This window comes from Bizionia myxarmorum, assembly GCF_008086205.1.
Classification (GTDB): Bacteria; Bacteroidota; Bacteroidia; order Flavobacteriales; family Flavobacteriaceae; genus Algorimicrobium; species Algorimicrobium myxarmorum.
This window is the reverse complement of the sequence record NZ_VSKK01000001.1, coordinates 1,193,867-1,216,976: the sequence shown is the minus strand read 5'-3', so window position 1 is coordinate 1,216,976 and position 23,110 is coordinate 1,193,867. Positions and strand designations below refer to the sequence as shown.

The following is a 23,110-nucleotide window of genomic DNA, read 5'->3' as shown; positions in this document are numbered from 1 at the left end:
TGATATAAGTCAGCTTAAAAATTAATAGCCATCAAAGTGGAAGTTCAGCATTTGTTTGGTTTTAGCATAGACGCGTGGAAATTGCGCCCGAAACTCCGTCGGTGTTTCAATAAAATTTTCAATAATAACGGCTACAAATTCGTAGGGGTTAGTATAGGCATAATTTCTAATATATCCTGAATTTAATAAGCGTTGGCGCAATTCAGGTTCTGCAGCTAATACTTCAGATAATTCTTTGAAAGAATCGGCGAAAATCATGGAACTCACATCGCGGTTTCTTAAACTATTAAAATGAATGGCGTGTGCAAATTCATGAATTCCTAAATTTAAATTATCATTGGAGTTGGAATAGCCTTCCATAAAATGTTCCCACGATAAAACGAGCGCTTTTAATCTGGGATTGTATTCACCTTTATGATGTTCTTCATTGGTTTCTGAATAGAAAGCGGATGGATAGACTATAATATGGCTAATCATTTTCAACTTATAATCGCGAAAGCCGAAGGTGAGCATAACCGCTGTTGCGGATGTCATGACAATAATTTCATCAGTGAGATCCAAATTATCGCGCGTAACAAACGTTTTAGATTTAATAAAGTAAGCTAACCGATGATTAAAAACCAGTTTTTGTTTATCTGATAAACGTTGGTAAAATCGGAATTGAGATTGTAAAAGATGTTGTTGCTTTGCGGGTAACTTTTTAGAAGGTGGCAGCAAATACCGGTATAAAGGTTTCCGTTTTATTAAAACATAGCCCGTATCCACCATATTTACAATAGCGTAAATGACGAGAGTAGAAAGCGCCATTACCAGAAAAATGGCCATAACTTTATAAAAAAGCGGTATTTCTTCAAGCTCGAACATAGATAGTTTTAGGGTGTTTCACTTTCGTAGGTTAGATGATTCAATATACGAAATGCCGTTAATTTTTATAAGAAAAAGATATTTTTGAATTGGAAGTGAAAAAGTTTTCATTTAAGAACTGTAAATATTTAGATTGAAGCACATTTTTTAAAGCTTTGATTCGAGAATATTTCAAATAAAAAAAAACGCTCAAGCAAGCTTGGCGTTTTCCCTAATTTATTTCTGCATTTGTGACCTCGAGAGGGCTCGAACCTCCAACCATCAGAGCCGAAATCTGATATTCTATCCAATTGAACTACGAGGCCATAAATTCCTGAAAAAGCAGGAATCTCTTATTTAAAAATATTTAAGACAACTTCGCCTTAACAATATTTGATATGGTTTTTCCATCTGCTTTACCAGCCAATTCTTGACTAACAATGCCCATAACCATACCCATGTCTTTCATACCTTCGGCACCTGTATCGGCAATAGTTGCCATTACAACCGCTTCTATTTCTTCATCCGATAAAGCTTCAGGTAAAAATTGATTAATTATTTCTGCTTCTGCCAGTTCTGGATCGGCTAAATCTTTTCTATTTTGCTCCAAATAAATAGCAGCACTATCTTTACGTTGCTTCACCAATTTTTGAAGAATTTTAAGCTCCTGCTCTTCGGTTACATCCATTTGAACACCAGATTCTGTCCGCGCTAAAAGAATTGCCGCCTTAACCGCACGAAGCGCTGTTAAAGCCGTTTGATCTTTAGCTTTCATGGCTATTTTCATAGCCTTCATTATATCGTCTTGTAAGCTCATAAAGGTGTTTTCTAATACAGACGCGAAGATACTAAGAAAAACCGTTTTTTGAGGTTATAGATAAAAAAAAGAAACCCGAAATAGCATTTTATGCCATTTCGGGTCAGTACAAATTATAAACACTAAACTTAATACTTGTTTTTAGTCGACGTTATCATGTAAAAACGAATTGTTATTACGTAACTGCATATCTTCATTATCATCTAAACTCAAACTCGTTCCAGATATTCTGGATTCTGAAGAATGTCTAGATTCCTCTAAATTTACTCCTGAACGCTTATAAGCTGGTATACGCTCAATATCATCAATTTTTGAATTGTTAAACTTATAATTAAAATCTTTCATTTTAAGTCTACGTTCTGCTGCGCGTTCTTTTAGCATTTCAGAAATCGGCGTGTGGATTGGATCTATTTCCTCTCTAGAAACCGCTTCTTCAACTTTATTTGTTTCGATTGTTTTCTTTTCAAAAACAACTTCTGAATCCTCAATATTTAAATGATGCTTCGGTTTTACTTCCACTTTAGTTTCGGTATTCATACGCGACTCTGCTTCAATATAATCATCTAAAGCATAGCGAATTTCACCTAGTTGATTGGATTCCGTAACTGGAATAATTTCAACATGATCCGTAACTTGCATTTTTTTGATATCCTCATCCAATTCATGAACTACCATATCTTCCGCCTTCTCAATAGGCTTACTGCTCATGGGCATATCAAAAGTTAAGGTAATTTGTTGCTCCTCTTCAGGTTCTTCAAAAATAGTTTCAGGTGTTATATTAACAACTGTTGGCGCATTTGTAATTATAAAATCATCGGCATCGACATCTGTTAAAACTTCATCATAAACCACGTTCACTTTGCGGATAGCTTCAGTTGTTTTAATCAATCCCGTGCCTTCATCTTTTTTTGGTTCAGGCGATTTTAAATCTTCTAGATCCTCAAGGTCTAAAGTATGTTTTACAACTTCTGGCTCAACTTTTTTCTCAAAATCGATACTTGGAACCATAATAGATGGATCTTTTTCTTTACGAGATAAATCCTGCTCCATAGATTGATCATCTTCCAACGCATGAATGACTTTTTTCACTTCTGTGTTAGAAATTTCATCTTGTTGTTCAATGTCAAAACCTGTAGCAATTATAGTTACAGCAATAGATTCACCTAAAGTTTCGTCTTCACCAACACCCATAATAATATTGGCACCATAACCAGCTTCATCTTGAATATGGTCATTAATTTCACCAATTTCATCTATGGTAATTTCTTGTGTTCCAGATACTATCAGCAGCAATACATTTTTAGCACCTGTAATTTTATTGTCGTTTAATAAAGGAGAATCCAACGCTTTTCTAATCGCTTCTTTAGCACGATCTTGACCGGACGCTTTAGACGAACCCATAATAGCCGTTCCGCTACTACTTAATACCGTTTTAGCATCTCGTAAATCGATGTTTTGCGTATAGTGATGCGTAATAACTTCCGCTATACCGCGTGCAGCCGTAGCCAAGACCTCATCCGCTTTAGCAAAACCAGCTTTAAAGCCTAAATTCCCATAAACTTCACGAAGCTTATTGTTATTAATAACCACTAAAGAGTCTACAACACTTCTTAATTTCTCAATACCAATTTGGGCTTGTTGATTTCGCATTTTACCTTCAAAAAGGAACGGCATCGTTACAATTCCAACGGTTAAAATATCCAAATCTTTGGCCATTTTCGCAATAATTGGTGCGGCACCTGTTCCGGTTCCACCACCCATTCCTGCGGTAATAAAAATCATTTTTGTATTGGTATCCAACATGCGGTGAAGCTCCTCATAACTTTCAACTGCCGATTTCTCGCCAATATCCGGGTTAGCGCCTGCACCCAAACCTTCTGTTAAGTTTAAGCCTAATTGAATTTTATTTGGAACACCGCTATTTTGAAGTGCTTGCGCATCGGTATTGCAAATTACAAAATCAACACCTTTAATCCCCTGTTGATACATGTGATTAATGGCATTACTCCCGCCGCCTCCGACGCCTATTACCTTGATAACATTAGATTGATTTTTAGGTAAATCAAAAGAAATGTTTGTTTCGAATTCTTTGTTGCTGCTCATGAATTTCGTTTTATATATGCTTAATTATTCTCTTATTATTAATTTGTTCTAAAATCGCTTTACTCGGCGTTATCTAAAAAATCTTTTATACGCTCCGTAAACTTGTCTAAAAAAGACCGTTTCGGCGGTTTTGGTGGTTCTATAATTTCGGTTTCTTCTTCGGTTTCTGTTTCCGTCTCCGTTTCAGGTTCCATTAAAGATTCTTCATAAGCTATTTCTAGTTTCTTACGCTCCTGTCTTTTTAAACCATCCATAACTAAACCAACCGCTGTAGCGTAAAGTGGACTTGTAATTTCATCATCACTATTTCCAGCCAAATGCTCATTGGGGAAACCAATACGCGTATCCATTCCCGTTATATATTCTACTAACTGCTTTAAATGCTTTAATTGTGCACCACCTCCAGTTAATACAATTCCGGCTATCAGTTTTTTCTTTTGTTCCTCATGACCGTAATTCTTAATTTCTACATAAACCTGTTCCACAATTTCTACCACACGGGCGTGAATTATTTTTGAAAGGTTCTTTAAAGTAATTTCTTTCGGGTCGCGACCACGTAAACCTGGAATAGAAACAATTTCGTTTTCCTTGTTTTCACCTGGCCAAGCCGAACCGAATTTTATCTTTAATAATTCTGCTTGCTTTTCAATAATAGAACATCCTTCTTTGATGTCTTCTGTAATAACATTTCCACCGAAAGGAATAACCGCTGTGTGACGAATAATTCCATCTCTGAAAATGGCTAAATCTGTTGTGCCACCGCCAATATCTAGCAACGCTACACCAGCTTCTTTTTCCTCTTGACTTAAAACGGCATTTGCCGAAGCCAAAGGTTCTAGTGTAATATTATCTAAATTTAAACCGGCACTTTTTACACAACGCCCCACATTTCGAATAGACGAAACTTGACCAACAACCACATGGAAATTAGCTTCCAAACGGCCGCCATACATACCAACTGGTTCTTTAATTTCAGCTTGCCCATCCACTTTATATTCTTGTGGAAGCACATGTATAATCTCTTCACCAGGAAGCATGACTAATTTGTGAACTTGGTTGATTAAACGATCAATATCTTCATCATCAATTACCAAATCCGGATTAGGTCTAGTAATATAATCGCTGTGCTGCAGACTGCGAATATGCTGTCCTGCAATACCGACCGTTACGTTTTCAATTTTAACATCGGCTGCTGCCTCCGCTTCTTGAACCGCTAATTGAATAGACTGAATAGTTTGGGTAATATTATTTACCACACCTCGATGCACACCAAGGCTTTTAGATCTTCCAATACCTAAAATCTCTACTTTCCCGTATTCATTTTTACGACCAATCATTGCCACAATTTTTGTGGTTCCAATATCTAATCCTATTGCAATATTTCCTTCCATGTTTTAAGATTTAGTGCATACTACTTGGCTATCAAACTGCAGATTCACCTTACTGTAATTATCTAATATTTTTTCTTTAAACGCTTTTTTGTAAAACGCTTTTAAGTTGTTTATTTTTTTATCCAATTGCGTTAAGTTTCCAACGTATACTTCAAAAGAGCATTGTCTTAACCGCAGTGAGATACTTTTGTCTTCGTGCTGATGAATATTTGTAACGTGCTTACTTAAAAACGCATCATTTTTAATTTTTACAGCCATTTTATACACCTGTTCTAGATCAGTTTTAGCAACGTCTCCCGTAACAAGCGGAACTCTAGCTGTATAATTTGTTGATAACGGCATATGAAAACCGTCTTCATCAATATAAAAAGACACCGAACTATCCACTCGGGCTATAGGTTTTTTCTGTTCAACTTCAGCTATTAAATGTCCGTTAACATCAACGAATACTTGGGCTGACTTAATCATTGGGTTAAAATTCAGGGCAGATTCCAATAGATTCAAATCTATGGTTTCTTTAGGCACATTTTGGGTTCCACCTTGTTTTTGTATTAACAATTTACTAACAGCTTCATGGGTTATAAAGAGGTTCTCTTCCCCATTAAAATTGATAGTTGCAGCACTTACAATCCGTCCATTATTTTTCTTGGAAGAAAACGCAAATAAGCCTACCACTAAAACTAGCAGCAGAAACATTTTTATGTAATTCCAATTAATTTTCATGACTTAATGCTTCTTTAATTCCTTTTACTTGTTCGCCAATATCGCCAGCACCAATGGTTAAAATAACTTCGGCTTTACTTGATTTTATTTTACTTATAATTTCTTCTTTTGAAATGAGCTGCTTGTTTTCATTCGTCATTTTATTTAATAACCAAGAAGACGTTATACCGTCAATTGGTTCTTCGCGCGCTGGATAAATATCCAATAACAGAACTTCATCAAACTTGGATAGACTTGCTGCAAAATCATCAGCAAAATCTCGTGTTCTACTAAATAAATGCGGTTGAAAAATCGCCAAAACCCTCTTGCCTGGATACATTTCCCGAACAGCCTGATGCACAGCATTTATTTCTTGAGGATGATGTGCATAATCATCAATATAGACAAGATTATCCCGTTTTATATGATATGAAAAACGACGCTTTACACCTTTGTAAGACGCTAATGCTTTGACGACCTGTTGGTGAGGGCAACCATATTCTACAGCCATCGCCAAGGCTATTAGTGCATTAGACAAATTATGTCTACCAGGTAGGTTAAATTGTATATTTTCAATTAATGCTGTTGGTGTTTTTACATCAAACACATAAGCACCATTTTCTATTATAATATTTTGAGCCGTATAATCTGAATCATCTTCAATTCCATAGGTTATACCTTCAATTGGTAAGCCATTCTTTACAAATAATTTTCCGCCTTCTTTCAATTTATGTGCGAAATCGCGAAAGGATTTCTCTAATTCCGAAGCATCACCATAAATATCTAAATGATCCGCATCCATGGATGTTATACAAGCCATATTTGGTGATAAGGTTAAAAATGACCTATCAAACTCATCGGCTTCTACTACCGAAACCTCTGTACCATTCAAAATTAAATTGGTATTGTAATTCTCACTAATTCCGCCTAAAAATGCTGTTACTGGAACATCACAAACCATCATAATATGCCCTAAAATACTGGTAGTAGTCGTTTTTCCATGCGTACCAGCAATAGCCAAACAATAGCTGTTTTCGGTAATCACGCCTAGAACTTCGGCACGTTTTAAAACGCGATAGCCGCTATACTCGAAATAGACCAATTCCTTATGACTTTTTGGAACGGCAGGTGTATAAACTACTAATGTATTCGTGCTATTTAATAAGTAATCTTCTAAAAAACGGACTGAATCTTCAAAATGAATTGGAATTCCCGATTCTATTAAGGCATCGGTAATTTCCGTTGGCGTTTTATCATAACCAGACACACGCTTGCCATTCGCCTGAAAATATCGGGCGAGCGCACTCATACCGATACCACCAATACCAATAAAATAAACGTTACGTATGGAGTCTAGATTCATTTATTTGATTTATTTAATAATAATTCCACTTCGTCTACAATCTGTTTTGTTGCATTCACCATGGCAAGTTTTTTAATGTTTTTGCCTAGCTGTTGTTGCTTTTCGGGTGACACAATGAGTTGAATGAATTTATTTTGAAAATCCACTTCTAAATCATTTTCTTTAATAATAATTGCTGCTTTTTCATCTACAATAGCCTGCGCATTTTTTGCTTGATGATCTTCGGCAACATTAGGTGAAGGAATAAAAATAACTGGTTTTCCTACTATGCATAATTCTGAAACTGAAATAGCACCCGCTCGTGAAATAATAATATCGGCAGCTGCATAAGCACAAGCCATATCATTAATGAACTCATGAACTTGAATGTATTTCGTGTTTCCGTAAATTTTATATTTTCCGTAATACAACTTCCCACATTGCCAAATCACTTGAACACTATGCGTTAGTAGGAAATCATATTCTTTTTCAATTAATTGATTAATGCGTCGTGCACCTAAACTACCACCTAATACCAAAATGGTCTTTTTCTCTCTATCTAGTGAGAATTTCGTAAAAGCTTCTTCTCGTTTTTCGGCAATATGTAGCAAATCTTCTCTAACTGGATTTCCCGTTTTTATAATTTTATCTTCTGGAAAAAAGCGTTCTAAACCATCATAAGCCACACATATTTTATCTGCTTTTTTAGCCAATAATTTATTGGTGATTCCTGGATACGAATTCTGCTCTTGAATTAAACTAGGAATTCCTTTTGATGTGGCCACTTGCAATAAGGGTCCACTAGCAAATCCGCCAGTTCCGATAACGACATCTGGTTTAAAATCTTTGATGATTTTTCGTGATTTCCATAAACTACTCATCAATTTAAATGGGAAGCTTAAATTTTTCAAAGTGAATTCACGCTGAATACCTGTAATCCATAAACCGATAATTTCATAACCGGCTTGTGGTACTTTGTCCATTTCCATGCGATCTTTAGCTCCTACAAATAGGAACTTGGCATTTGGAAAACGCGATTTCAATTCGTTAGCTATAGCAACAGCCGGATAAATATGTCCGCCGGTGCCGCCACCTGAAAGAATAATTTTATATGTTTTATTACGATCTATCACAAAAATGTATCTACTTTTTAATATTAAATTGCTTCACTTAAAATATCTAAAGGATTATCCTCACTTTGTTCATTATTGACTATTTCTTCGCGTTTGGCACTCACGCTTAATATAATTCCAAGGGCTAAACACGTCATCCAAATGGAAGTTCCACCACTACTAATTAGCGGCAATGTTTGTCCTGTAACAGGAAATAATTGTACGGCAACCGCCATATTTATCAAGGCTTGGAATACAATGGGCAACCCAACACCTAAAACCACCAAGGTTCCGAAAATGGTATCTGATTTTTGTGAAACGATAACAATTCGAAATAATAAGGCTAGGTAAAAAAACAATAATATAAACCCACCAATTAATCCATATTCTTCTACGATAATGGCGAAAATAAAATCTGATGATGATTGTGGTAAAAAGTTCTTTTGAATACTCTTACCTGGCCCAACACCTTTTACGCCACCCGAAGCAATGGCTATTTTCGCTTTTTCTATTTGATAATCTTCTTCTGTAATCGCATCATCAGAAAAACTTTCCACTCTGCTCATCCATGTATCTACACGGTTTGGCATGGCATCCGGAAATGCTTTGGCAGTTAATACAAATAGCGTTAAAGCTACAAGACCCGCTCCAACAATTACAGCTAAATAGCGAATAGGATATCCACCTAAAAAAACCAGAATAATGACCATTAAAAACATAATAGCCGCTGTGGAAAAGTTAGCTGGTAAAATAAGCGCCAACACAGAAAACACAGGCATCCACAAGGGTAAAATGGATTCTTTTAAAGTGATGGCTTTATCCTTAACTCGCGACATATAATGCGCCACGTAAACCATTAATACCACAAATGCAAAGGTGGACGTTTGAAAGGAAACCCCAACAACTGGGATTTGTATCCATCTGCTGGTATTTGTTCCCGTACTCGAAGAACCTTGCATTAATGTTAAAACTAACAACATCAAAACCACTGGTAATAACAATATAGAGATGGCTCTGAAATAGCGATATGGTATTTTATGAACTATAAAAACAATTAAAAAGCCCAACAACAAATGCATAAAGTGTCCGAAAAATATAGAAAACGTCCCTTTTCCAACGCCATTGTACGCCAAATTACTGGCAGCACTATAGACTGGTAAAAAGGAAAATATTGCCAATAGCGCTACTATTGCCCATATTAATCGATCGCCTTTTATGTTTTTAAAAATTGGTTGCACTTTTTGCTTATGTTTTTGTTATGATTTTTGGTTTATATACCTTCTAAAATAGAAGCATTTTACTTTTTATAAATTTCTTACCGCGTCTTTAAACTGACGTCCGCGATCCTCATAGTTTTCAAATAAATCGAAACTTGCACAAGCTGGAGATAGCAATACATTATCGCCTGATTCTGCAATTTTGTAGGCTATTTTTACGGCTTCGCTCATAAATTGCGTTTCTACAATAATATCTACCATAGATTCGAAATTTTCAAAAAGCTTCTTATTGTCAACACCTAAACAAATAATGGCTTTTACCTTTTCATTTATAAATGGAAACAATTCTGCATAATTATTCCCTTTATCTTCGCCACCAACAATCCATACCGTTGGTGAACTCATACTTTCTAGAGCATAGTAAGTGGCATTGACATTTGTTGCTTTGGAATCATTGATATAATTAACTTTATTTATTTTCAACACTTCTTCCAAACGATGCTCAACACCATGAAAATTTTCTAAACTTTCACGAATGGTTTGCTTTCTTATTTTTAATAAGTGTGCAACCGTAGACGCCGCCATTGCGTTCTTAATATTGTGTTTTCCTTGTAATGCTATATCCTTTGTTGGCATAATTATTTGATTATTATCTATTGTTATTTTCAGTGTTTCGTTTTCCAAATACGCGCCGTTTTCTATTTTCTTCACCAATGAAAACGGCAATAATGTTGATTGAACTGGGTGTTTTTCGAGCCAATTGATAATGACTTCATCATCGGCATCATAGATCAAATAATCTTCTGATGTCTGATTCATAGCAATTCTAAACTTTGAAGCGATATAATTATCAAACTCATAATTATAGCGATCTAAATGATCAGGCGTTACATTTAATAAAACCGCAATATGTGGTTTAAAGGCTGTGCAATTATCCAATTGAAAACTGCTTATCTCTAAAACATAATTCGGAAAATCATGCTCTAAAACTTGTTTCGCAAAACTATCGCCAATGTTACCAGCTAAACCCACTTCCAGTTCTTGCTTTAACACATGATGCGTTAATGAGGCGGTTGTAGTTTTACCATTACTACCCGTAATTCCTATAATGGTTGCGTAGGTGTAGCGTGAAGCAAATTCGATTTCAGAAATTACCTGAATGTCCTTTGCTTTTAGTTGCTTTACCATGGGCACCGTGTCCGGAATTCCGGGACTTTTTACCACTAAATCTGCATTTAGAATTTTTGATTCTGTATGCTGTTCAGCTTCCCATTCAATCTCATGATGTTTAAGAACGTTTATATACTTCTCTTTAATTTTTCCTTTATCCGAAACAAAAACATGATAGCCTTTCGCTTTTCCTAAAAGTGCAGCACCTACTCCACTTTCTCCTCCTCCTAATACGACCAATCGTTTCATTGTCTCACTAAAATTTTTATCTGATTTTCAAAGTGACTATTGAAATAATGGCTAGTAAAATGCCAATAATCCAAAAACGTGTTACTATTTTACTTTCGTGATAACCCGATTTTTGATAATGATGATGCAGTGGTGCCATCTTAAAAACACGCCGACCTTCACCGTACTTTTTCTTGGTATATTTAAACCAACTCACTTGCATAACAACTGATAAATTTTCAGCCAAGAAAATTCCGCATAAAACGGGGATTAACCATTCCTTTCTTACAGCTATGGCAATAACCGCAATGATTCCACCAATAGTTAAACTTCCTGTATCTCCCATAAAAACTTGGGCCGGATAGGTATTATACCATAAAAAACCAATTAATGCACCAACAAATGCGGCTATATAAATCGTGATCTCCTCGACTCGCGGGATATACATGATATTTAAATAATCTGAAAAAACGATGTTACCCGATACCCACGCAAAAATTCCAAGTGTAAGCACAATTATGGCTGATGTTCCTGCTGCCAATCCATCAATCCCATCGGTAAGATTGGCGCCATTGGAAACCGCAGTGATAATAAAAATAGTTGCTAGAATAAAAATAATCCAAGCATATTTGGCTAAATCTGGACTAATCCATGTAATTAAATCCGCGTAATCGAATTCATTTTCTTTAACAAATGGAATAGTTGTTTTCGTCGACTTTTCTTCCATTTTAAAAAGCTTGGACGACTCCACTTTCGGGTTGGATGCTAATATTTCTTGTTGTTGCGCTTGTGGTAATTTTTCTTTCAACATAACATCAGGATGAAAGTATAAAGTAGCACCAACAATAATTCCTAGTCCAATTTGACCAAGGACTTTAAAGCGACCTTTTAAACCGTCTTTATCATTTTTAAATTTCTTGATATAATCATCAATAAACCCAATGGTTCCCATCCAAAGCGTGGTGATAATTAGGAGAATGATATATATGTTTTCTAATTTAGCAAAAAGCAAAACTGGTATTAAGGTGGCTAGAATAATGATAACACCACCCATTGTAGGCGTTCCCGCTTTTTCTATCTGGCCGTCCAAACCTAAATCTCGAATAGACTCTCCAACTTGCTGCTTTTGAAGAAATCTAATAATGCGTCTACCAAAAATGGTGGATATTAACAAGGATAATATGATAGTAACCGCTGCTCTAAAGGTTATAAAACCAAATAAAGACGATCCTGGAAAATCATAAGCCTTGTCTAAATATTCAAATAGGTAATACAGCATATTATTTATCTAATTGTTTTAATAATTCTTGAACAATTTTAAAGTCATCAAAGTCGAAACGTTCACCGTTAATTTCTTGATAGTTTTCATGACCTTTCCCAGCAATTAAAATGATATCGTTAGGTTTCGCCATTTGACAAGCCGTTTTAATAGCTTGCTTTCTATCCATAATAGATAGTGTTTTTTTGAAATTTTGCGGCTCCACACCTACTTCCACTTCATTCAATATTGTTTCCGGATTTTCGGTTCGCGGATTATCATTGGTAAAAACAACTTTGGTGCTTAAAGCCGAAGCGATATGTCCCATTTTTGGTCGTTTTGTTTTATCACGATCGCCCCCACAACCTACTACAGTTATGAGTTCTTCGTTTTTAGTGCGAATACTATTGATTGTTTCCAATACATTTTTCAAGGCATCAGGCGTGTGCGCATAATCTACAATGGCGGTAATTTTCGTTTCTGAAATCAGATATTGGAAACGTCCAGAAACACTTTTTAAATCGCTTATAAGTCTTAAAATTTCGACCTTTTCTAAACCTAATAATTCCGCGGTTGCATAAATGGCCAAAACGTTATAAGCGTTGAAACTGCCAATTAAACGGGTCCAAACTTCGCTATCATTTATTTTTAGCAATAAACCTGTAAACTGATTTTCTAATATTTGTGCCTTATAATTCGCATAGCTTTTTAAAGCGTAGGTATGTTTTTTTGCTGCGGAATTCTGCAACATCACCATGCCATTTTTATCATCCACATTTACCAATGCGAATGCATCTTTAGAAAGACCATCAAAAAAGGCTTTCTTCACATCGCGATATTCTGCGAAACTGTTATGATAATCTAAATGGTCATGCGTTAAATTTGAGAAAATACCACCTTCAAAACGCAAACCTTCGGTGCGTTTTTGATGGATACCGTGAGAGCTTACTTCCATAAAGCAAAACTCAACACCAGCATCATTCATTTGCTGCAAATACTTATTTATAGTCAAGGAATCTGGCGTAGTATGCGTGGCTTTAAATTCAGTATCATCTACCATAATTTTAACTGTAGATAATAAGCCTACTTTATAACCAGCACTTTTAAAAAGCTGATACAATAAAGTAGCAATAGTTGTTTTACCATTGGTACCAGTTACTCCTACAAGTTTTAAATTAGCAGAAGGCACGCCATAAAAATTGGAAGCCATAATGGCCAGCGCACTAGACGTATTGGTAACCTCAACGTAAACAACATTTTCAGCTCTATTTTCTGGAGTATGCTCACAAACAATAGCCGCACAACCTTGGTCTATGGCAGTTTGAATATAATCGTGACCATCAGAAAGCGTTCCTTTAATGGCAACAAAAACATCGTTTTTAGCAACTTTTCTAGAATCAAAAACAACATCGTTAATAGACACACTTGTACTGCCTGCAACTGCAAGTAATGGTACTTTGTATAATATGTCTTTTAAAATCATCATGATGTTTGAATGGTTACCGTCTGAATAATTACTTCTTGATTCTTCTTAATTTTTTCGCCTTTTAAAATGGATTGTACTTTCACTTTTCCAACACCATCTGAACTTACTTTTAAGCCCATGTTTTCTAATAATGCAATCGCGTCCATAGCTGGTAAACCAACTACATCTGGCATAATAGTTCTGTAAGTTTGAGCCGTTTTGAAATAAGCTTCGTATTCTTCATTTACAGCGATATCGTTCACTTCCAAAGTATCAATTTCATCAATAATTGGAGTGTCTGTAAATATTTTTTGAGCAATACGTTTAAACACTGGACCTGAAACATCGGCGCCATAATAGCCCTTTTTCACACTTGGCTTATGAATAACCACAATACACGAATATTTAGGATTTTCAGCGGGAAAATATCCTGCGAAAGACGATACATAACGCGGATTATCTTCCCAGTCTTTCATCCAATATTCAGATTTAGCCGTTCCCGTTTTACCAGCCATAGAAAAATAAGGCGAGTATAATGAGCGTCCGGTTCCACGAACCACCACATTTTTTAAAATTTCTTGCATCTCGCGAATCGTTTGTTCAGATGCTATTTTTTTATTGATAACATATCTATCAAAAGACTCTATATTCTTATCTAATTCTTTAACCTCTTTAATAAAGCGTGGTTTCACCATAACACCATTATTTGCAATAGCATTATAAAAGGTTAAGGTTTGCAAAGGGGTTAATTCCATATTATACCCATAGGCCATAGACGGCAGTGCATTTTTACTCCAAATTTTATCTCCTGGACCCGGAACAACAGGTTGCCCTTCACCCATAATTGGTAAACCTAAAGGCTTATCTAAAGACCAACTTTTTAAACGGTTGATAAACTTTTCAGGATTTTTGGAATAATGCTCATCTATAACTGTTGCAATACCAATATTAGAAGAAACTTCTAAGGCACGAGCAACGGAAATTTTTCCATAACCTCCATGTTTAGAATCGGTAATCGTTCTTCTATAAAACACTTTTCTGCCTCTTCCAGTATCTACGATTGTTGATGTATCCACGACCTTATCCTCTAAAGCTGCCATTAAAGCCATAACTTTAAAAGTAGAACCCGGCTCATGGGATTCTCCAACGGCGTAATTCAATTTTTCATAATAACCGCCACCTTTGGTTTTTCCTAAATTGGAAATGGCGCGAATTTCACCCGTTGCCACCTCCATAACAACTACAGATCCATGTTCTGCTTGGTAAAATTCCAATTGTTGCAATAAAGCGTGATGGGCTATATCTTGAATATTGACACTTAGTGTGGTGTAAACATCATAGCCATCTCTAGGTTCAATTTGATTATAATCTGCAATAGGCTTCCACTGCCCTTTTCCTATTTTTTGTTTTAAACGTCGGCCGTCTGTACCACGTAAATACTTTTGCCCAAAAGCACCATCAATTCCAGCACGCGTTGCATTTCCTTTTTCATCAAAGCGCTCATAACCTATAGATCGTTGTGCAATTCCACCCAATGGATGTTCGCGTTTTGTTGTTTGCTCTACAATTAGGCCACCTTTAAAAGCCCCTAATTCCAACAAAGGAAAATTTCTTAAACGCACGTAATCGCCGTATCCAATGTCACGAGCCAACAAATAATATCTGTTTTTATTAGCGCGCGCTTTTCTAATTTCTTTTTGATAATAAGCCGAGGGTTTTCCTGAATACACAGATAAAGAATCACAAAGTGGCTTTAATAACTGTTCGAACCTAGCAGCTGTAGGCGTAATAGCATCTAAACGAATATCATATTTAGGAACCGACGTGGCCAACAAATTGCCATTTGCCGAATAAACATTACCACGGTTAGCAGGAATTACCACATCTTTTATAGTGCGCTCTTCTGCCATGCTGCGGTATTCTTCGCCATGAAGCACTTGAATACTTAAAAGTTTAAACACAACTGCTATAGCGAAGATGAACATACATCCTGCTACAAAATACAATCGGTTTAATATGTTCTTCTCGTTTGTTGCCAAGCTGAACTACTTTTTAGATTTAACTTTAATTTTTGTTGGTGGAATTTCAGAAATAGCTAATCCCTTTTTTTCCATTTTCAACTCTACTACGGTTTCTTTTTTTAATTCCATTAGGCGTGTTCTGCCATCCACAAAAGCCGACCGTAATTCTTTTGCTTCATTATTTAACCGCGCAATTTGATGCACTTTTTTATCTGCACTATGGGAACTGGCAATCATAACAATGGCTAAAACTGACACAAACAGAATCATCCGCCAGCTTTTTGGAGCGTCCTCGTTTACTAAAAACGCACCTTTCATTATGTTATTAAAACCGTTTTTCATGTGACTCACCTGATAATTCAGGAATTCATTTTTTAGTTTATCAGACTCAAATAATCTGCTACTTATAATTTTTTAGCAATGCGAAGTTTCGCACTACGTGCGCGATTGTTTAGTTTTATTTCTTCTCGCGAAGGCACTATTAAACCACCTACTTTTTTCATTGGCACTTCAAAATTGCCATACATATCGCGTTCCGGTTCTCCTTCAAAAAGACCGTTTCTTATAAAGCGTTTCACCAATCTATCTTCTAGAGAATGATAAGATATTACACTTAATCGCCCGCCTTTAGCCAAGGTTTCTGGCGCTTGCATTAAGAATGCTTTTAACACCTCAATCTCTTGATTTACTTCAATGCGTATGGCTTGATAAATTTGCGCCAATACTTTATTTTCTTTTTGATGTTGTAAAAATGACTTCAAAGCCGTTTTCAACTGATCGCTCGTTTTTATAGGTTCTGTTTTGCGATGCTCAACAATAGCACTTGCCATGGCGGCTGCTTGACGCAATTCACCATACTGCCAAAGCACTTGTTTTAGTTGTTCCTCATCATAATCATTTACCACATTATAAGCAGAAAGCGCACTTTTTTGATTCATCCGCATATCTAAATCAGCTTCAAAACGGGTAGAAAAACCACGTTCTGCCACATCAAATTGATGAGATGACACGCCAAAATCGGCCAGAATACCATCTACTTCTTTCGCGCCATAAAAACGTAAAAACCGTTTCATAAACTGAAAATTTTCATGAATTAACGTAAAACGCTCATCATCAATCGTATTTTCAAGCGCATCTGGATCCTGATCAAAAGCGAAAAGCTTCCCGTTTTTTCCAAGTCTGCTTAATATCTCTTTACTATGTCCGCCACCTCCAAAAGTAACATCCACGTAAATCCCGTCTTCTTTGATGTTTAAACCATCAACGGTTTCTTTTAGTAAAACAGGGTTATGATATTCCATAGTCGTCATCGTCTTGTCCCATTACCTCTTCAGCTAAATCTGCGAAGTCGCCAGCAGCATCTTCAATAGCTTTTTCGTACTTATCTTTATCCCAAATTTCCACAATGTTGATAGCTGACGACATGACGATTTCTTTCGAAATATCCGCGAATGCCACCAAATCTTTTGGAATTAACAAACGCCCAGTTGCATCAACCTCAATAATTTTCACGCCTGCTGTAAAGCGACGAATAAAATCATTGTTCTTTTTTTTGAATTTATTGAGCTTATTTATCTTTTGCATTAATTTCTCCCATTCAGCCATAGGATACAACTCCAAGCAAGGCTGAAAAACCGCTCGTTTTAAAACAAAGCCATTTTGAAGAGCAGGCGCCAACTGTTTTTTCAGCGCAGCAGGCAACATAAGCCGTCCTTTTGCGTCTACTTTACATTCGTATGTTCCTATTAATGAGCTCAAAACAGTATTTGTTGAATCTTGGGTTTAAGTTTCAAATATATTGAAAATATTACCACCTTTTACCACTTTCTACCACTTTGTTAATAATTTTTCTATTTTACCATTAATAATCATCACACAAATAGTCTCTAATCCGCCTTATCAACTACCAATCAGATACTTAAATTGCCAAAAACTTTAACATTTTAGATATGTTAATATCTTACTTAGAATAGAGCCGTGTAGCTTTTAAGAAAAGTGAATATATTATCAATGATTTAACTATATTTGTTTGAAGAAAAGACGAACTAATTAATGGCGCATAGATTAAAAAAAGAAAAAAGTTACAGTTATATTGAAGTAGGAGAAGGCACACCCATCATCGTTTTACACGGATTAATGGGCGGTTTAAGTAACTTTGATGCTGTAACAAATTATTTTAGTCAGAAAGGCTATCGCGTAATTATTCCTGAATTACCTATCTACTCCATGTCGCTTTTAAAGACTAATGTAAAAAGCTTCGCCAAGTTTCTTCATGATTTTATTGAATTTAAGGGCTTGGACAATGTTATTTTATTAGGAAATTCTCTTGGTGGCCATATTGGCTTATATCATACCAAATTATATCCTAAAAAAGTGAAAGCTTTAATAATTACAGGAAGTTCTGGACTTTATGAAAGTGCTATGGGCGGTGGTTACACCAAACGAAGCGATTATGAAGTGATTAAGAAAAAAGCACAAGATGTTTTTTATGATCCTGAAGTGGCCACCAAAGAAATTGTAGATGAAGTTTACGAAACCGTAAACGACCGAAATAAATTAATTAAAACTTTAGCTATTGCCAAAAGTGCCATTCGACATAATATGGCTAAAGATTTACCTAAAATGACCACCCCAATTTGTATTATTTGGGGAAAAAACGATATTGTTACACCGCCTGAAGTTGCCGTAGAATTCGATCAACTTTTACCAGATTCTGAACTATTTTGGATAGACAAATGCGGTCATGCCGCCATGATGGAACATCCAGATGCGTTTAATACTATTTTAGATGGTTGGTTGACAAAGCGCGGCTTGTAAACACTAATTTTAAAACCCAAATTTCTGGGAAATAGCTATGGAAATTAAATCGGCAGAATTTGTAATGAGCAATTCTGATGTTGCTAAATGTCCTAAAAACTTACTTCCCGAGTACGCTTTTATTGGACGTAGTAATGTTGGAAAATCATCATTGATTAACATGCTTACCAACCGAAAAAGTTTAGCCAAAACATCCGGTAGACCAGGAAAAACACAGCTTATAAATCACTTTTTAATCAATAAAAATTGGCATTTAGTGGATTTACCAGGATACGGTTATGCTCGAGTTTCTAAAAGCTCTAAAAAAACATTCCAAAAATTTATTACAGACTATTTCAACCAACGGGAACAATTAGTTTCTGCTTTTGTTTTGGTAGATATTAGACATAAACCGCAACCCATAGATTTAGATTTTATGGCTTGGATGGGTGAAAATGGAATTCCTTTTTCCATCATATTCACGAAGGCAGACAAGCTAAAACCACAAGCTATTTTAAATCATGTAGCAGATTATAGCGCCGTTTTATTGGAAACCTGGGAAGCTATGCCTAATTATTTTATCACATCTTCTTCAAAAGAAGTGGGTAAAGATCAGCTTTTAAAATACATTCATGATTTGAATGAAAACATGGAGGCATGAAACTAGCTTTTACCATTATAATTATTCTATTCTTTTTTCAATCTACAAGCGCTCAAGAAAATATTTATATTGATGAAAATGGCAAAATCATAAGCAGTGAAGCGTATTCTGAAAAATTGAGAAACCAAGATTTATCTTATAGTAAATGGCTTCACATAGATGAAAATGGAGATACGCATTATACGTTAACGCAAGGCTATTATTCTAAAGGTGTCTTCGATTATTTTGAAATAAAAAGTGAAATAGAGAATTTAATCAACAGAAAGATACCGGACAGCAATACTATTCTTATAGAGTATAGGTATAAAGATGATTTATGTACAGCGCGCAGGGATAATAAGTGGACAAAAGATGAAATACTGGATCGCAAAAACTTTTTAAATCCTTTGCGAACAGATATTGAAAAGAATAAAATTACCTTTATTGTATTATTTGAAAACGGCATGACCTTGCGAAACCGTCCCCATAAAAAAGACGAATACTTTTATATAGATTCAAACAACTTTTTCAGGAATAAAATCTTCATTAAACCAACATGGTGCGGTTCTTATGCATTGATTAAACCAAACGGTGAAACCTTAATTCGAAATGGCGAATACCGACCAGATTGGATGGCAGAACACCTAAAAAATGTAAATTGGAAACTATTTTTCGATAGCAAAAATTAAAATGCTTTTACGATTTCACATCTAAAGCATCACGAAGCGCATTTCCCATAAGCATAAACGCCATTACCAAACTCATAATACAGAATCCCGGAATTAAAGCTAAATAAGGCTTACCAAGAATTATGTAATTGTAGTGATCTTTTATCATAGCTCCCCAACTTGCCATAGGCGGTTGCGCACCAATTCCTAAAAAGCTCAAACCACTTTCTATAAGAATAGCTGCTGCAAAATTGGCTGCCGAAATTACAATAACGGGCGCCATGATATTGGGTAAAATATGTTTAGTTATTATGCGGAAATCATTAAATCCTAAAGCGCGAGCGGCTGTTACATATTGCATCTCTTTTACGCCCATTACTTGACCGCGGACAACACGAGCTACTTCCACCCACATGGTTAATCCTACTGCTATAAACACTTGCCAAAAGCCTTTCCCTAGTGCTAAAGTAATCGCTATAACCAAGAGTAATGTGGGGATGGACCAAGACACATTTATAAACCACATAATAATAGCATCCACACGACCTCCAAAATAACCAGCCACACTTCCCATAAAAATTCCAATAACAAGGGAAATAAAGACGGCTATAAATCCTATAAAAAAAGAAATTCTAGCGCCTACCAAAGTTCTACTTAATAAATCACGACCATATTTATCGGTGCCGAAAAGAAAGGTTTTATTTGAAATTATATCGGATGCAGAAGCATCCTTCAAATCTAAAGATTTGGTCATACCTTCTAATCCATCTGAAGCATATTCCGTATAAGTCAGTGTATTATTTTCAACAGAATAGGCTGTAATTGGGATTTCAGTATCTTGAATTTTCTTCCCAAAAAATACTTTAGAAAACACCGATTGTTCTATTTCGGAATCTTGAGAGATGGTAAGCATTTCAACAGAAAATCCCGGTCTTTTAGAGTGAATAGACAAATGCATTTGGTTAGCATACTCTGAATTATCTGGGGCAATAACATAAGCAAATATAGAGACCAGCCCTACCAATATGATAAAACCAAAACTAAAAACGCCCCAGAAATCTTTTTTGAATTTCTGGAGCGCTAATTGACTTAATGAGTTAGATTGTTGACTCATGAATTTTTTAATCCTTAACTGAAGCTACTTTTTTAACAGAATACGACGCTTTTAAATCTTGTAATACATGTAGTGCTTCTTCAACATAAACATCTTTGCTCAAGCTTTCATGCCAGCGTTGACGCTTATCTTGCAGCACAGTATCCTTTTCAAAAAGTTTCTGCTCATATGGCAAGGACGTGTATGTTAAGTTGGTTGTATATTCACCAATTTTCTCGAACGTTTTAGATTCACTTTCGTTGCGATCTAATTGTGCTTTATAATCTGAATAATTTAATGGATAAATTTTTTCGTCCATTCGTGCACGAACCCATTGTGCATTATCAGAAATTAATTTCAACTGATCGTTACCTTTCATACGTTCATTACTATTAGTAATTGTAGTGGTATAATCAAAATCACCTTGCCATATTTTATAATCGGCAGCATCAATTTCATCCCAACCTAATGGATTTTTTTGATCCTTTTCACCAATATCAATAAAGCTAAAACGATCTGGAACAACTACATCACTTTTCACACCTTCTAATTGTACAGAACCACCATTAATACGGTAATACTTCTGTCTTGTTACTTTTAGAGCACCTAAATCACCTTCTTGATTATTCTTAACCAATTCGTTTAGATCGTAGAAAGATTGAACTGTTCCTTTACCATAAGTTTGTTTACTACCAATAATAATGGCACGCTTGTAATCTTGCATGGCCGCAGCCATAATTTCTGAAGCAGAAGCTGAAAATTCATTTACTAGAATAACTAAAGGACCATCCCAAGCAATGGATTTATCAGTATCATTTAAAACTTCTTTCGGTAATTCAGTAGAACGTACCTGAACAATTGGGCCATCTTCAATAAACAATCCAGCCATTTCTACAACCGTTTGCAAAGATCCGCCGCCATTATTTCGAAGATCTAAAACTAGACCTTGCATGCCTTGTTCTTTCAAACGCATAATTTCTTTCTTAACATCAGAGGCTGCATTTAATTTCTTGTAATCTGTGAAATCAGCATAGAATTTCGGCAGATTTATGATACCAAATTTCTTTCCATCTTTATCTACAAAAGCAGATTTAGCGTAGGTTTCTTCAATTTCAACCACATCTCTCGTAATTTTGATAACCTTGGATGTGCCATCAACCTTTTTAACCGTTAAATAAACATTAGTCCCTTTTGGTCCTTTTATTAATTTAATGGCATCATCAATACGCATTCCTGTAATAGTGATTGGTTCCTTTTCGCCTTCTTGGCGAACTCTAACAATAACATCGCCAACCTCTAATTCTTTTCCTCGCCATGCTGGACCTCCAGATATTAATTCTAGAATTTTAGTATTGTCATTTCGCTTTTGCAAACGTGCGCCAATACCTTCCAATTTACCAGCCATATCTTGATTAAAAGCCTCCTTATCTTGAGGTGCAAAATAGGTAGTATGCGGATCAAATTCTTGGGTAATGGCATTTATGTAAAATACAAACCAATCATCACGATGCATATCATCAATATAATCGTTGTAATAAATATCGATAGTTTTCAGGGTCGATTCTCTTGCTTCTTTTTCAACCTCTTTAGGCGATTTTTTTACAATAGGATCAAGTTTCAAGGAATCCGCTTTCTTGTTTAAATCAACAAGATTTTTCTGCTGCTCCATCAAATCATCATAACTCGCTAAATTGGTATATTTCAGCCTTTGTCTCCAACGCTCGGTTAATTCGCGCTTATTTTTAACGTAATCTATAGACTCATAATCTGCATTATAGGTTTCGTTTTTAGAATAATCAAATGGTGTTTCTAAAATATCTCTGTAGATAGTTTTAGCCTCTCCAATTCTTTGAATTAAACGATCATGCGTAAGTGCAAAAAATGAAATATCCAATGCTTTTAATTGATTGTCTATTTCCGTTTTATATTTCGAAAATTCTTCAATATCCGATTTATAGAAATATTGTTTTAGCGGATCAATTTGATCTAAATAGTCCGTATAAACTTTAGCTGAGAACGAATCGTCCATGGCTTTTGGGTCAAAATGACCATTCTCCAATACATAAGTTATTACCTGAATCAGCAATTTATCTTTGTCGGGGTCTTGAAATGTTTTTGTGGTAAAGCTACAAGAAGCAAAGGCTAGTAGGAGCACCAAAACTAAAATGTTATAGTTCCTTTTCATAATTCTAAAAAAATGCATAGTATATTTTTCACTAAATTAACGAAAAAACCATGCCAATA

20 protein-coding genes and 1 tRNA gene are annotated in these 23,110 nt (G+C 35.6%); 3 read left to right on the top strand and 18 right to left on the bottom strand.

Annotated elements, in window-relative coordinates:
• Positions 1-21 precede the first annotated feature (21 nt).
• The 16 genes from ES674_RS05470 to mraZ all read right to left on the bottom strand — a co-directional run bounded on the left by ES674_RS05470 (position 22) and on the right by mraZ (position 17,427).
• Positions 22-864, bottom strand: a complete 843-nt coding sequence (locus ES674_RS05470) for a zinc-dependent peptidase (protein ID WP_148402961.1) — start codon at positions 862-864, stop codon at positions 22-24.
• Between the two features lie 231 nt (positions 865-1,095).
• Positions 1,096-1,169 (bottom strand) — tRNA-Arg (locus tag ES674_RS05465).
• 41 nt (positions 1,170-1,210) lie between these two features.
• On the bottom strand, positions 1,211-1,660 hold the full coding sequence (locus ES674_RS05460; protein ID WP_148402960.1) for a GatB/YqeY domain-containing protein: 450 nt from the start codon (positions 1,658-1,660) through the stop codon (positions 1,211-1,213).
• 141 nt (positions 1,661-1,801) lie between these two features.
• On the bottom strand, positions 1,802-3,763 hold the full coding sequence (gene ftsZ, locus ES674_RS05455; RefSeq protein ID WP_148402959.1) for a cell division protein FtsZ: 1,962 nt from the start codon (positions 3,761-3,763) through the stop codon (positions 1,802-1,804).
• Between the two features lie 59 nt (positions 3,764-3,822).
• Positions 3,823-5,154, bottom strand: coding sequence for a cell division protein FtsA (ftsA, locus tag ES674_RS05450; protein WP_148402958.1), 1,332 nt, complete (start codon positions 5,152-5,154; stop codon positions 3,823-3,825).
• 3 nt (positions 5,155-5,157) lie between these two features.
• Positions 5,158-5,877 (bottom strand): cell division protein FtsQ/DivIB, encoded by a 720-nt coding sequence (locus ES674_RS05445; RefSeq protein WP_148402957.1) that lies wholly within the window; start codon positions 5,875-5,877, stop codon positions 5,158-5,160.
• Positions 5,867-7,219, bottom strand: coding sequence for a UDP-N-acetylmuramate--L-alanine ligase (murC, locus tag ES674_RS05440; RefSeq protein ID WP_148402956.1), 1,353 nt, complete (start codon positions 7,217-7,219; stop codon positions 5,867-5,869). The genes ES674_RS05445 and murC overlap by 11 nt, the downstream gene beginning before the upstream one ends.
• On the bottom strand, positions 7,216-8,331 hold the full coding sequence (murG, locus tag ES674_RS05435; RefSeq protein ID WP_148402955.1) for an undecaprenyldiphospho-muramoylpentapeptide beta-N-acetylglucosaminyltransferase: 1,116 nt from the start codon (positions 8,329-8,331) through the stop codon (positions 7,216-7,218). Before murG ends, murC begins: the two co-directional genes overlap by 4 nt.
• Positions 8,332-8,354: 23 nt before the next feature.
• The gene (locus ES674_RS05430) at positions 8,355-9,548 is read right to left on the bottom strand and encodes an FtsW/RodA/SpoVE family cell cycle protein (protein WP_148402954.1); all 1,194 of its coding nucleotides are present in this window, start codon (positions 9,546-9,548) and stop codon (positions 8,355-8,357) included.
• Positions 9,549-9,614: 66 nt separating this feature from the next.
• Positions 9,615-10,946 (bottom strand): UDP-N-acetylmuramoyl-L-alanine--D-glutamate ligase, encoded by a 1,332-nt coding sequence (gene murD / locus ES674_RS05425; protein WP_148402953.1) that lies wholly within the window; start codon positions 10,944-10,946, stop codon positions 9,615-9,617.
• A gap of 16 nt (positions 10,947-10,962) precedes the next feature.
• Positions 10,963-12,204, bottom strand: a complete 1,242-nt coding sequence (mraY, locus tag ES674_RS05420; RefSeq protein ID WP_148402952.1) for a phospho-N-acetylmuramoyl-pentapeptide-transferase — start codon at positions 12,202-12,204, stop codon at positions 10,963-10,965.
• 1 nt (position 12,205) lies between these two features.
• Positions 12,206-13,669 carry a UDP-N-acetylmuramoyl-L-alanyl-D-glutamate--2,6-diaminopimelate ligase gene (locus ES674_RS05415; protein WP_148402951.1) on the bottom strand — a complete coding sequence of 488 codons (1,464 nt, stop codon included), beginning with the start codon at positions 13,667-13,669 and terminating at the stop codon, positions 12,206-12,208.
• Complete coding sequence (locus ES674_RS05410; protein ID WP_148403646.1) at positions 13,666-15,633, bottom strand: penicillin-binding protein; 1,968 nt, start codon at positions 15,631-15,633, stop codon at positions 13,666-13,668. The genes ES674_RS05415 and ES674_RS05410 overlap by 4 nt, the downstream gene beginning before the upstream one ends.
• Before the next feature lie 60 nt (positions 15,634-15,693).
• Positions 15,694-16,011, bottom strand: coding sequence for an FtsL-like putative cell division protein (locus ES674_RS05405; protein WP_148402950.1), 318 nt, complete (start codon positions 16,009-16,011; stop codon positions 15,694-15,696).
• Between the two features lie 62 nt (positions 16,012-16,073).
• Positions 16,074-16,970 carry a 16S rRNA (cytosine(1402)-N(4))-methyltransferase RsmH gene (rsmH, locus tag ES674_RS05400; RefSeq protein WP_148402949.1) on the bottom strand — a complete coding sequence of 299 codons (897 nt, stop codon included), beginning with the start codon at positions 16,968-16,970 and terminating at the stop codon, positions 16,074-16,076.
• Positions 16,957-17,427: a division/cell wall cluster transcriptional repressor MraZ gene (mraZ, locus tag ES674_RS05395; RefSeq protein ID WP_148402948.1), complete on the bottom strand. Its 471-nt coding sequence runs from the start codon at positions 17,425-17,427 to the stop codon at positions 16,957-16,959. Before mraZ ends, rsmH begins: the two co-directional genes overlap by 14 nt.
• A 294-nt stretch (positions 17,428-17,721) precedes the next feature.
• On the opposite strand from mraZ, the gene ES674_RS05390 reads away from it, so the two are divergent.
• Genes ES674_RS05390 through ES674_RS05380 form a run of 3 tightly spaced genes read left to right on the top strand, consistent with a single transcriptional unit; the run spans position 17,722 to position 19,794 of the window.
• Entirely contained in the window at positions 17,722-18,486 is a 765-nt protein-coding gene (locus ES674_RS05390; RefSeq protein WP_148402947.1) for an alpha/beta fold hydrolase, read from the top strand.
• Positions 18,487-18,523: 37 nt separating this feature from the next.
• Entirely contained in the window at positions 18,524-19,126 is a 603-nt protein-coding gene (gene yihA / locus ES674_RS05385) for a ribosome biogenesis GTP-binding protein YihA/YsxC (RefSeq protein WP_148402946.1), read from the top strand.
• Entirely contained in the window at positions 19,123-19,794 is a 672-nt protein-coding gene (locus ES674_RS05380) for a hypothetical protein (protein WP_148402945.1), read from the top strand. The genes yihA and ES674_RS05380 overlap by 4 nt, the downstream gene beginning before the upstream one ends.
• A gap of 7 nt (positions 19,795-19,801) precedes the next feature.
• On the opposite strand, the gene ES674_RS05375 is transcribed toward ES674_RS05380, so the two are convergent.
• Both ES674_RS05375 and ES674_RS05370 read right to left on the bottom strand, forming a co-directional pair.
• The gene (locus ES674_RS05375; RefSeq protein WP_148402944.1) at positions 19,802-20,887 is read right to left on the bottom strand and encodes an ABC transporter permease; all 1,086 of its coding nucleotides are present in this window, start codon (positions 20,885-20,887) and stop codon (positions 19,802-19,804) included.
• A gap of 7 nt (positions 20,888-20,894) precedes the next feature.
• Positions 20,895-23,051 carry a carboxy terminal-processing peptidase gene (locus tag ES674_RS05370; RefSeq protein WP_148402943.1) on the bottom strand — a complete coding sequence of 719 codons (2,157 nt, stop codon included), beginning with the start codon at positions 23,049-23,051 and terminating at the stop codon, positions 20,895-20,897.
• Between the last annotated feature and the right edge of the window lie 59 nt (positions 23,052-23,110).